The sequence below is a fragment of the Sungkyunkwania multivorans genome (assembly GCF_042675645.1).
Lineage (GTDB): Bacteria > Bacteroidota > Bacteroidia > Flavobacteriales > Flavobacteriaceae > Sungkyunkwania > Sungkyunkwania multivorans.
On the sequence record NZ_JBHTJH010000001.1, the window covers coordinates 126,475 to 138,742 of the forward strand.

Consider the following 12,268-nt stretch of genomic DNA (forward strand, 5'->3'; position numbering starts at 1 on the left):
CTTCTTGGAGACCTTGCAGGTTGGGCTTATCACTTTTGCTTTAATTCCCTTCATTTGGGTCCACAGAGCTATTTCGTTTGGCCTCTTCCTGCTTTATCTTTCTCAATTCGGCCTGGGCCTCTGCAACGATCTCCGGATAATCTGTAAAATTCTTTGTAACGCTTTCTAAAATATATGTTGCTTGAAAGGCGTCGTCCAGCGCATAAAAATTCTTCGCCATCACCACTAGTCCCTTTGCGCCAAGCTCTCGGTAACTACCATAGTTTTTCGCAAGTTTCTGAGCCGCCGTGTTCGAAGCTTTATAATTGCCTTCCTTATGTTTAAAATATGTGTCATAATACAATGCCTCGGCAGCCAATGGCCCCGTGGCGATCTTTTGAACTTCCTTATAAGCTTGCTTGGCCTTCTCCTCATCGCCGGTCTTTATGGCGGATCGTGCGATGATGATCTGTGCATCACTTTTTATTCTGTTATCTATTTTGGCATTTTCTAGCACCTTATCGGCATAGGCCACCGCCTGCTGGTAATCACGTGTCTGATAGAAAGCTTTCATCAGGTTGCTCTGTGCAAAGGTGATATTTTGTGGAAAATCTGCCTCAGTCTCGAGTCTTTGCAATAAGGGAATTGCACGATCGTAATTTCCAGATTCCAGCCAAACTTGTGACAATCTGGCCAATGCCTGTTCGGTGAATTCATTGCGCTCTTTATTGATCACAAAGCTATAATGTCTGGTCGTTCTTTCTTTTTCTCCTTTTCCGAAGTACAACTCAGCCAAATAAAAATTAGCTTTCAACGAATGTAAACCATTTGGGAATTGTTCGATATAACTTTCAAATGCGCGGATGGCCGCATCTGTTCGTCCTTGATCATACTGTTTTTGTGCTGCTTCGTAGCTATCATTATCCAGGTCCGTATCGGACACCTCGACAAAATCGAGACTCTTCACCCAAGCCGCATATTCGTCAACCCTACCTGTATCCACATAGATCAAGCGCGCCGTTGCGACCGACTGGACGGCCTCTGAAGTATTTGGAAAATCGCGAACTACCGTCTTAAATTTCGTCAAAGCAAGCTCATTGCTCCCTGCATTGTAGTGTATCAGCCCCTGACGTAACAGCGCCTTGGAAACATAGGAACTCATTCTATATTCGTTGACCAGACGATCATAGGATTCGATTCCCTTCTCATCATTATTCGCCTTTACATAGGCATTTCCCAATTCGTAGAAGGCGTCATCGCGTAAGGTGGACTTTGGGAACTTGGTGACAAATCTGTTCAACTCCTCGATCTTTGTATCATTCCTGTTGACAAAACCATAACTGATGGCCTTTTGGAAAGCAGCATAGTCGGCATCGATACCTTTCATCGCGATCGCCTTATTATAGGCTTCCATCGCAGGCCAGTACTTACTATTCACAAAATGGCTATCTCCCAATCGCAAATAGCTATCGTTCAAGCGAATCTTGTCCTCCTTGTTCTGTTGGATGAATTTATTAAAATAGGTGATGGCCTCGTCATATTTTTTAAGCTTAAAATAGGTATAGGCAAGATTATAATTAAGATTGACGTTTTCGGTAGTTTCCGACATTGCATCGCTTTGTGCATACTGTTTAAACCCCACCAATGCTTCGTCAAAATCATTCATGGTATAATCACACTCAGCTTTCCAGTAAGTGGCCCTGGCGGTGAAAATAGGATCGATCTGCTCCTCCAACGAACGATCGAAATAGTTTTCAGCCTCTTGATACCTTCCTTCATTGAACAACTCCAACCCACGATAGAAGGCTACCTTTTGAAAAGCAGCTTTGTTGCTATAGCTATTATTTCGTTGAAGCACTTCTAGCGCTGCCTCATAATTCTTTGAGGTGATGTACGAATCGATGAGCAACTCTTCTATTTCCTGCCGATACCCTGAATCTGGATATTTTTCTAAATAAGCTGTCAGCACAGAAGGGACACTCTCATAAGGATTTCCTATATCATAGCTTAGTTTTGCGTAGTTGAGCCAAGCATCTTCGGTGATCCTCGGTTCAAACGCCATTTGGGAAGCATTTCTAAAGGCATTCAGAGCCTCTTGCTTCTTATCAAGATTCAAGTAACATTCAGCAAGGTGATAATACGCATTTTGTGCGACCGTGTTATCACCCCCAACGATCTTATTGAATTGTTGAATGGCATTCTCATAATCCTGTTGCTTGTAGTAGGCATATCCCAGTTGATAGAAATCTGTATTGTTCCATCGACCTCTTTTTCCCTTGTATTCTTTAAGATAGGGGATTGCTTCGCTGTATTTTTCAAGATTGAAATAACTCTCACCAATGATCTTATTGATCTCCGAGATTTCTTTTCTGTTGGCCTTGGGCAGATAATCCAAAGCCAATTCGATAGCCTTTTCAAAATTTCCACTCTTAAAGTTCATATCCGCTTGAAAATAGGCTAGTTTTTCTTTGTATCGCTCCTCTCCTGCCACTTGGTCGAACTGCTCGTTTGCCTTATCGTAATTATCATCCTCATATGCGATATAGCCAATATAGTATTTGGCCTGAGCACCATATTCTGGGGAGTCGTTTACCTTGTTGAAATAGGTTTCAGCCTGATTGTACTTCTTACTTACAAAAAGCACATATCCCATGTTAAAGTTGTAGCGTTCTCTATCTTTATACGACAAATTGCTATCGCCTGCCCTAGTGTACCATTTTAGCGCATACGAATATTTTCCATTGGCAAAATAATAGTCGGCGACGTCCATAAAGGCATTGTTGCGTTGCGTACTGGTCGGATATTTTTCTACGAAATCCTCCATCAAGCGATCAGCACCAAGTTGATTCAATCTTATGGCAGCATTGGCGATATAATAGGTGCAACTCGCTTCGGTCTCTTGGTCTGAAGTGTTCTCCTTCACTTTTGCAAACAAGGTTCGGGCCGCTTGATATTGCTTATTGTTATAAAGCTCGAGGGCCTTAGAAAAATCCTTGAGGTCGTGCGTATATATCTTGGACTGCTGAGCAATACTTTGGAAAGAAAAAACAAGGGTGACTGCTAAAGCGAGAATGCGGTTATGGTTCATACATCTATTTTTTGTAGCTGATTCAAAAATAATGTGATCAACGATTTTATAACGAAGGATTCTTGGGATAATTATGTTTTATATTTAGTTTAAGATTCATCGAGCTTACAATTTATACATTGGCAATACGTTGAACTGCTATTGTACAATCGTGTTTTGTTTTTACCTTTACACAGATAAATCTTTGCTATGGCCGATGTGATCCTAGAGTTAAAAAACGCTTCTATTTTTCAACGTGAAAACCTAGTGCTTTCCGAAGTAAATCTTCGTGTAGAGAAAGGAGAATTTGTTTACCTCATCGGAAAGACAGGAAGCGGCAAGAGTAGCTTCATGAAGACACTGTACGGAGACCTTCCATTGAAACAAGGGGAAGGCAGCATCGTGGAATTGGATCTCCGCACTTTGAAAGAAAAGGAAATTCCAGGTCTGCGAAGAAAGCTAGGCATCGTTTTTCAAGATTTTAAACTGTTGCCCGACCGTACGGTTAACGACAATCTCCTCTTTGTATTAAAAGCAACAGGTTGGAAAGATAAGGATGCCATGCAAGCGAGGGCGGAGGAAGTGCTGGAAAAGGTAGACATGAAAACGAAGGGTTTTAAGTTTCCACATCAGTTGTCTGGTGGCGAACAGCAGCGGGTGGCCATCGCACGTGCACTGCTGAACGACCCAGAATTGATCCTCGCCGATGAACCTACAGGAAACCTCGATCCGCAGACCAGCGTGGAAGTGATGAAGGTATTGCAGGAGATCAACAAGACAGGCCGTACCATCTTAATGGCCACACACGATTATGCCTTGTTACTGAAATATCCTTCAAAGACGTTAAAGTGTGATGGCAGTAAAGTATTCGAAGTGGTACAGCGGAGTGTCTAACTAAGTCAATTTTTTCAACAACCATTTTAATGCTGCTATAATGAAAAAGAATGGCCGCAGCATCTTTGATGAAGCTTTCACTTTCAGATCTATTTCTTCTTTGTACATCTCCCAAACGTAATTTTTAGATATTCCCGAAGCTCCACAATTAGCTATCAACGTATTCGTCTTAGTATATGAAACACCACTTCGATACAACGCTAAGTTGAAGGCGTAATCACCCAATATCTCATAGGACGAATCATATACTTCTTTGTTGAACAATGTGCTCTTATAAAAAACCCCTTGATGATGTATGCTGTTGCGCAACCATAATCTGGAAGAAAAGAAGGAGCGTTTTCTTTTTCCGTTCAGTCTATGGTCTCCGTTCGATCGGTAAACTATTTCCCCGAGGATCAGGTCTGTGCTCCATTTTTGTTCTTGAAATAATGCAAACAAGACCGTTGATGTGGCAAAGGTATCGTCTGCCCCAAGAAAGTAAAGCCATTCTCCACTAGAATGCGCAATACCCTTGTTCATGGCATCATATACACCATTGTCCTCTGCGGATATCCAATTAAAGGGTGAGCCAAGGGTTTCAAGATATGCTTGGGTCCCATCGGTAGATCTCCCATCGATAATCCAAACCTCATAGTTCGTATATGTCTGTTCTTTAATACTATTCAAACATCGTTGTAAATTATGCAGGTCGTTATAGGTGGGAATTATGATGCTCACCATGATTTGTGTAGTGTTGGTAATCAATCGGCCAGATTTTTATATCTAAAAAGTTGGTAAGTGTCGATGTTAGTTTTGTACTTTAGTCAAAGATACTTTAAAATCTTAACGAAACGGTCGTCGCTCAAACCCATGACGACAACAACAAAAGAATCGAAGGTCGGTATCATAGAAATGACGCCATATTGACCGACAACAATTGCTTGGATACCAACATGAGAACATTTTCAGTGGTCATCACTCTTTACAATAAAGAAAGATATATTGCATCTACCTTAAAGAGTGTCCTTGCTCAAACCTTTGAGGATTTCGAGATCATCGTGGTCAATGACGGTTCTGAGGACCGAAGTTTGGACATCGTTAGCCAATTCACAGATGAACGACTGAGGATCATTTCCCAGAAGAACAAAGGTGCCAGTAACGCACGGAATACCGGTTTAGGAAACGCCAATGGTTCCTATATAGCGCTACTTGACGGCGATGATTCTTGGCACCCGAATTACTTAAATGAAATCTACAAGTTGACGCAAGAATTTCCCAAAGAAAAAGTATTTGCTACTGCGGTGATGATGTCCTATCCCAACGGTTACCAACGCAATGCCTGCTATAGCGAAAACATCGATTCTCCAGAGCCACTGGACTTTTTCGAAGCGAGCACCCAGATGGCAGTGCTTACTAGTTCTAGCGTTGTTTTTGACAGGAGCATCATAGACGAAATCGGTTATTTTGACGAACGTATCATTAGCGGTCAAGATACCGATTATTGGATCCGACTTGGCCTAAAACATCAAGTGGTATTTAGCCCGAAACACTATGTTTACTATCATCAGATCGGTGACAGCCTTTCGCATAGCAGGTTTGATTCTAAGAATAAACCAAAATACCTCAAATGGTTGGAAGAAGAGGATTCTAATCCGGCACTCAAATACTTTCTAAATATCAATCGTTTTTCTTTGGCCCTAAGAAGTAAAATGGCCAATGATAAGGAGGGAGTCGAATTTTATAGCTCGTATCTAGATCACAACTTGCTCTCAAGAAAACAGCGTTCACTGCTAAGGTTGCCCTCCACCTTGCTACGAGTCTTATTCAGAATAAAATCATTTTTAGAAATAAAGGGAGTATACCTAAGTATTTTTAAGTGATTGAAATTCCGAATAGGCTCTAATGTAATCTTCTTCGTCATAAACTTCAGATGCGATCACCATGCACACTGCACCTGAGGAGAAATTCACCATTTCCCTCCATATGCCTGGTGGTATCAAAATCCCTCGATCTGGTTTGTTCAAAGTGATCGTCTTCTTTTGTTTGCCATCATCGAAGATCACATCAAAGCTGCCACTAAGTGCGATCATCACCTGTTCTAACGACCGATGCGCATGTCCGCCGCGATAGGCCGAACTAGGAACATCATACAGATAATAAACACGTTTCATTTCAAATGGAATACTGTCTCCTTCAACAATGGCAAGATTTCCGCGTAAATCTTCAACCTTGGGAATCTGTATGTCCTTTATATCTTCAATCGTAGTTTCTAGCATACTTTTTGAATAAGCCTCTGCCAAAATACGGCAATATTTTCTAAGGAAAGATGCGCCACGCTATTTTTGGCTTGCTGTTTACATTTTAGATGTAGCTGTTGGTCTTGTGCCATGCGATTCATCGCCTTGACCAAAGCGGCCTTGTCAAAATTTGGAACCAACAAACCATTCTCTCCATCTTTGATGATCTCGCTGGGTCCAGAATCACAATCTACCGAAACCACAGGCGTACCAACGGCCAATGCCTCGATGATCGCTCTGGGGAAACCCTCATGTCTACTGGTCAGCGTTACAAAATGTGCTTGCTCAAGGTGGCGTTCCGGATGTGGGTCGAAAGGTTGCATCATTACCATCTTTTCCAATTTCAGCGAAGCGATCTTCTCTTTTATCATTTGTCTATCCTTGCCGCTGCCTAAGATCAACAACGGGATTTCCAGCGCTGGCAATTGAGTTTCTGCATAGGCATCAAGGAGTAAGCGGTAATTCTTAACCCCGTCATCAAGCCTACCGAGTGTCATGATAAAAGGTTTTGGAATATCAGACGATTGGGTCATACCTTTATTTTCAACTGGATTGTAGATCAAATGAACATGCTCAAAACCATACGTATTCTTTACATGTGCCACAATGCCTTTTGAAACACCTACAAGTGCATCGGCATTTTTATATAAAAAGCGGGCTTTCCATTTCTTTCTTGGAAAATAGGTCGCCAATTTGAAACTTCTTATGACATAGATCTTCTTTATATTTTTGTATACATATTTGTTAAATATGACATCCCTGTAAAAAAGATTGCGTGCCCGATTGTCGATGACCAGATCAATTTTATGCTCTCGGAGATAGCGTCGTAACAAACGTGCTCTTTTAAAACGGAACAAAAAATTATCATTTGCAGGTTTCCATGCCCCTACATTCAAAAAATTTCCTTCAAAGATATAATCGATGCTATCTTCCATGGTCACTAGAAAGACACGATGACCCAACATATCGAGCATTTTGGTAAGAAGAGCAGATGATCTTTCGGCGCCTCCTTTTCCCAAGGACGATACTACAACACATATGTTCTTGGGCACATGGACCTTGTCAACGATCATTGAGCGAATGAGATTTTGAGATAAGACATTTGGCCACTAAGATAATGCAACATTTATGTTTGAAAGAAGCAATTATGTTGCGTTTTTTTGAACAAGCCGCTCCTTCGGCTTGAAAAAGATAGCGCTTTGGTTATCTTTGATCAACATTTTCCCATAGCACTTTTGATGAAAATATTACTGGTTGGAGAATATAGCGGATTTCACAATGCTTTAAAGAATGGACTCGAATCCTTAGGCCATGAGGTCTTGGTCATTGGCAATCGCGATGGTTTTAAACGCTTTCCGGTAGATGAGGAAATAGACAGTATCTGGTTCAAACGATATTGGCTATTGCGAAAGTTAAAAAATGCCCTCTATTTAGCTTTCCATATCGACATTTCCTCTTTTGAATTGCGATATCGCTTCAACAAGATCAAACCAACACTAAAAAACTTCGATATCGTGCAGTTGATCAATAGCTGCCCTTTTGTAAGTCTGCCCAAAACAGAGCGAAAATTACTTGAATACATTTTTGATAACAACAAAGACCATTTTCTTATCGCGGGCGGGACAGAAACGCCCTGGATGGAGTATCTGTTCAATGAGCATAAAGCGTATTCCATTATAACGCCAATGTTCGAAGACCCTACACTAAAAGCACATTATGCGTCCGCATTGAAATATTTGAAACCGCGATATAAGGAACATTACAATTTCGTGTTCCAAAACATTCGTAAGATCATTCCGATCGACTGTGATTATGTCATGGCATATCGCGGAAATGAAAAGGTTGTAAGTCTAATTCCTACGCCGATGGACCTTGAGAAACTACATTACAAGCGATTAGAATTCGAAGGTCCTATAATCATTTTCTGTGGAATTAATACCACCAACCAATACGCAAAAGGTATTCCCTACTTCTTGAAGGCCTTGGATATCCTGAAAGAGCAATACGGCAATAAAATTCAAATAAAGGTCACTAGAGATCTGCCATATTCAGAATATATCAATGCCTATGACGATGCACATATCCTTTTGGACCAATGCTTAAGCTACGATCAGGGTTACAACGGGCGTGAAGCAATGGCCCGCGGTAAGATCGTCGTAAGTGGCGCTGGAGACCTTTGGAAGGAAACCTATAGAATTGACGAACTAGAAATGCCGCTTATTCCAGCTAAACCAGATGTGGACTATTTGGTAGAGGCGATTTCCAAGATGATCGAAAACCCCGCTGAAATGGAAGCTATGAGCCAAAGAGCTCGGGATTTTATACATCAACATCACGATCATATCGCCGTTGCAAAAAAATATCTAGCTGCTTGGGGATTCCCCGAAGAATAGCGCCTTTCTAAAGATCAGCAGCATGACAAAGAAGTAACACAAATAGCTCACCGCATGCGCCAAGGTCACTCCTTCCAATCCAAAACGATCGATCAAATAGATACTACTCAAATAAATGATTAGCACCGATAACAATTCGGTAACTACGAACATCTTTACCATGCCCTTTGCTTGAAACTGATACGACATGGCCAAGGCCGCCACCTTGATGAAGTCGCCTATCAGTTGCCAAAGAAATAACTCCTGTACCTGCAGAAAATCCTTTGAAAGGGTAATGACGACGATATAATACTTCGTGAGATATACGAGCAGTAATCCTATTGCGAAGAAAGGCATTACCGTTTTATAGAACCCAAAGACCACCGTTCTAAAGTTCGTATTGCTTTGATCCTTTGCCAACTTGGGAAGTACATAAAGCGTCAGTAGACTTGTGACGAACATCAAATAATAATTAGAGAGCCTTTTCATCGCCTCCCAATAACCGACCTCATCGAGCCCCAAAGCGTCCTGAAGAAGATTTTTGATGAGAATATCGACCACATTGACCGATATCAGAGAAACGATGGCCATCAATGAATAGCCTCCCATCTTGGAAACCACTTCTTTTGAGAAATATTTTCTGCTTATCGCTTTAAAGTGGTGACCATCCTCACCTAAAAGCAACAAGGTGAATATCAAAATGACAGCAGGCGCTATCACAAAAGCCAATAGTGCACCATCCACACCCATTTGCCACGACAGCACTATCGTTAACAACGCGGCAATGACCGCTCCGACCACATTGATCAAAAGATATTTTCGATATCGGCTAAGCCCGTTGAAAAAGTGTACCATTAGCGCATTTAGCGTGAAAAATGGCAAGACCACTGCAACTACCGTAAAAATATAGGTGAAGTCACGTTCCCCAAAGATCAACCGATTCCAAAAACTTGCTCCAAAGAACATGACCAAGGAGATGATCAGTGTCCCTCCCATCCCCAAAAAGAACATGGTTGAAACTACTTTTCGTAATTCCTTGGGATCGAACTTATGTTCTGCAACATATCGTATGATCCCATTATTGGCACCGAAAAGTGGGAGGCGTTGCAAAACGTTCATCACATTGCGCATATACCCCACGATCGCAAAGCCTTCTGGTCCAACAAAGATGGCGATGGCCTTAGAAGACAAAAAACCAACGAACATGCGTATCAACACCCCAACACCATTGGCGGAGGTAAGTTTGAGCAGCAGGTTTTCCTTTATGTACTTATTAAATAGCTGCCTCATTTAATAGCGGTTCACAACGGTTATCACTCTTTCCACTTCCTCTGTAGTCATCACAGGACTCAAAGGCAAACTTACTACCTCACGATGCATCTGCTCGGTGATAGGATAGGAGTGCTGGTTCAGATCGACTAGCGCTGGCTGTTTGTGCGGAGGAATAGGATAATGAATAAGACTTTCTACATTGTTTTTTTTAAGATACTTCTGAAAGTCATTTCGATCATTGACTCTAACCACAAACAAATGAAACACATGATCTTGCCCACCATGATAGACAGGAAGTGTTACCTTGGAATTGTGAATCTCTGAAAGATATCGTTTGGCAACTTTTCGACGTGCCTCGTTATCATCGTCCAAATACGGAAGTTTTATCAGTAGCATTCTTGCTTGAATGGGATCTAGCCTATTATTGAACCCCAGAATTTCGTGCTTGTACTTTTCTGATGAACCATAATTTCTGAGTTTGGCGATAGTCGTTGAAAGCACATTGTCATTTGTGGTCACAGCACCGGCATCACCCAAGGCACCGAAGTTCTTACTCGGATAAAAACTAAAGGCAGCCGCGTGCCCCAAATTCCCAGCTTTCTTCCCTTGTAAGTTCATGGCACCGTGTGCCTGTGCTGCATCTTCAATAAGCAGTAGGTCGTGTTCTTTTGAAATTTTTTGAAGGGGAGCCATATCGGCTAATTGGCCATATAAATGCACCGCTAGGATCGCTTTTGTCTTATCACCAATGCGTTTTATGACTTCGCTGACAGCGATATTGAAACTCTGCTCTTCGGGCTCGATAAGCACAGGTTCTAACCCGACATTCTTAATGGCCAATATCGAAGCGATATAGGTATTTGCCGGCACCAATACCTCGTCTCCTGGCTTTAACTTTTCTAGATGTAGATATCCTGAAAAGATGAGCTGCAAGGCATCCAGACCATTGCTCACGCCAATGCAATGTTGGACCCCACAATAGGATGCATATGCCGCTTCAAATTTTGAAACAGCTTCGCCCAATATATAGCTTCCAGAAGCTAAGAAATCCTTGAATTCCTTCTGAAAACTTGCTTCAAAACGGGCATTGATCTTATGTACGTCCAAGAACTTTATCATACGAGCCTATTCTTTAGAAGGATATGATTTTTTGTTTGAAGGTGATAAAATCTCTGAACGGCCATTTTCGCATCAAAGCTTTCTTTCCAATAAAGCAACCCTCTGTTCACGGCATTTCCTTCTTTCTCCATTGAACTGCCAAAACTGATGTATTGCTTTTGAGAGAAGTTTGAGATGACTTCAGAAAAAAGCAGATCCAAGGCACCATCCTCTGCCCTGTCGTCCAGCCCCGAGCTGTATTGAAAATGGGCGACATTATCCGTTACAAAGATAATAGCCCCCGCTTTCATTTCATTGCCATGAAAAGCAGCAAACAACTGTATCTGATCATGGAAACGCTCTTGCAACATACTTATTTCGTCTAGGCTATGAACGGGATTCACGCCGAAGCGCGATCGTAAATTTGGCTTGAGAATGTTGTTCCAAAAAGTTTCAAGATCGTGAGAAATCCTAACTTCCAACCCTTTGCCCTTGGCAACTTTTAAGGCGCGACTTCGATTTCGATTTGGGCCCGAAAAATACTGCAGATCGATATAGCTATACGTATCGATGCGTTCTATATCTGCATTTAACCAATTAAAGATCAAGGCTTCAGACTCGTCAATGGAAGAATTATATATGAGCGGCATCCCCTTGATGTACAAATTCTCTATGCCTTCATTTTCTAAGAATTTTAGAAGTGCCTCATAGATGTTCACACCAACGGAAAAATTGCACTTCCTAGAAATGAGCACCCCTCCATAGCTAAGTCCTGCGTGCGAATACACTGAATTTCCTTGGTGGTTTGCGGGTAGTATGGCCAGTAACTTGTTATCTCTATGAACCAGCAAAGAATGATCTACAAACCGATCGGAATGATAATCCATAAAATCACGATGAAATAAAAATGTAGCACGATGATGCCTCGCTACAAAGTCATTCCATTGTAGAAAGTCTTCTTTTGTATATCGCTTAATGGAAAAAGTATTCAAAAGACGCTTCTCTGTTTAAGGCTTGAAGATAGACATTTTGAAGAGAATATTTTACACTACCTTTTTATTGAAAAGGTAATATCCATTTACCAGAAATATAGAAGCATTGGTAATGATCACTGGCCAAGCGACGTCTAACATAAATCCATAGATGACCCAACAAACACATCCGACCATGTTTACCAAACGCAGTTTAGTGACCGCTTTCATCAAAAACGACAAAAGTACCAATGCGGATGCCAGATAGCCGACCCACTCGGTGATAGAAATACCCAATAATTCCATTGCTTAAAAATTTGTGTAATGATACGAAGAATG

Annotated in this window: 11 protein-coding genes; 3 read left to right on the forward strand and 8 right to left on the reverse strand. The window is 41.5% G+C overall.

Annotated features, from left to right (window positions below; translation table 11 throughout):
- Window positions 1-40: 40 nt before the first annotated feature.
- On the reverse strand, window positions 41-3,067 hold the full coding sequence (locus tag ACFQ1M_RS00555) for a tetratricopeptide repeat protein (protein WP_386402369.1): 3,027 nt from the start codon (window positions 3,065-3,067) through the stop codon (window positions 41-43).
- Between the two features lie 189 nt (window positions 3,068-3,256).
- Here ACFQ1M_RS00555 and ACFQ1M_RS00560 point away from each other — a divergent pair, with 189 nt between their 5' ends.
- Entirely contained in the window at window positions 3,257-3,940 is a 684-nt protein-coding gene (locus tag ACFQ1M_RS00560; RefSeq protein WP_386402372.1) for a cell division ATP-binding protein FtsE, read from the forward strand.
- Here ACFQ1M_RS00560 and ACFQ1M_RS00565 read toward each other — a convergent pair whose 3' ends face one another.
- Window positions 3,941-4,660 (reverse strand): glycosyltransferase family 2 protein, encoded by a 720-nt coding sequence (locus ACFQ1M_RS00565; RefSeq protein WP_386402375.1) that lies wholly within the window; start codon window positions 4,658-4,660, stop codon window positions 3,941-3,943. It lies immediately after the preceding gene.
- Window positions 4,661-4,872: 212 nt separating this feature from the next.
- On the opposite strand from ACFQ1M_RS00565, the gene ACFQ1M_RS00570 reads away from it, so the two are divergent.
- The gene (locus ACFQ1M_RS00570; RefSeq protein ID WP_386402378.1) at window positions 4,873-5,799 is read left to right on the forward strand and encodes a glycosyltransferase family 2 protein; all 927 of its coding nucleotides are present in this window, start codon (window positions 4,873-4,875) and stop codon (window positions 5,797-5,799) included.
- Here the strand turns inward: ACFQ1M_RS00570 and ACFQ1M_RS00575 are convergent.
- Complete coding sequence (locus tag ACFQ1M_RS00575; RefSeq protein ID WP_386402381.1) at window positions 5,782-6,195, reverse strand: sugar 3,4-ketoisomerase; 414 nt, start codon at window positions 6,193-6,195, stop codon at window positions 5,782-5,784. The genes ACFQ1M_RS00570 and ACFQ1M_RS00575 overlap by 18 nt on opposite strands.
- Window positions 6,189-7,289 (reverse strand): glycosyltransferase, encoded by a 1,101-nt coding sequence (locus ACFQ1M_RS00580; protein WP_386402384.1) that lies wholly within the window; start codon window positions 7,287-7,289, stop codon window positions 6,189-6,191. The genes ACFQ1M_RS00575 and ACFQ1M_RS00580 overlap by 7 nt, the downstream gene beginning before the upstream one ends.
- A 165-nt stretch (window positions 7,290-7,454) precedes the next feature.
- On the opposite strand from ACFQ1M_RS00580, the gene ACFQ1M_RS00585 reads away from it, so the two are divergent.
- Entirely contained in the window at window positions 7,455-8,609 is a 1,155-nt protein-coding gene (locus tag ACFQ1M_RS00585; RefSeq protein ID WP_386402387.1) for a glycosyltransferase family protein, read from the forward strand.
- Here the strand turns inward: ACFQ1M_RS00585 and ACFQ1M_RS00590 are convergent.
- From ACFQ1M_RS00590 to ACFQ1M_RS00605, 4 genes are read right to left on the reverse strand one after another with little or no spacing between them, the layout of a single operon-like run.
- Window positions 8,580-9,878, reverse strand: a complete 1,299-nt coding sequence (locus ACFQ1M_RS00590; RefSeq protein WP_386402390.1) for an O-antigen translocase — start codon at window positions 9,876-9,878, stop codon at window positions 8,580-8,582. The genes ACFQ1M_RS00585 and ACFQ1M_RS00590 overlap by 30 nt on opposite strands.
- On the reverse strand, window positions 9,879-10,979 hold the full coding sequence (locus ACFQ1M_RS00595; protein WP_386402393.1) for a DegT/DnrJ/EryC1/StrS family aminotransferase: 1,101 nt from the start codon (window positions 10,977-10,979) through the stop codon (window positions 9,879-9,881).
- Window positions 10,976-11,950, reverse strand: a complete 975-nt coding sequence (locus ACFQ1M_RS00600; RefSeq protein WP_386402395.1) for a GNAT family N-acetyltransferase — start codon at window positions 11,948-11,950, stop codon at window positions 10,976-10,978. Before ACFQ1M_RS00600 ends, ACFQ1M_RS00595 begins: the two co-directional genes overlap by 4 nt.
- A 51-nt stretch (window positions 11,951-12,001) precedes the next feature.
- The gene (locus ACFQ1M_RS00605; protein WP_386402398.1) at window positions 12,002-12,235 is read right to left on the reverse strand and encodes a uroporphyrinogen decarboxylase; all 234 of its coding nucleotides are present in this window, start codon (window positions 12,233-12,235) and stop codon (window positions 12,002-12,004) included.
- Window positions 12,236-12,268 lie beyond the last annotated feature (33 nt).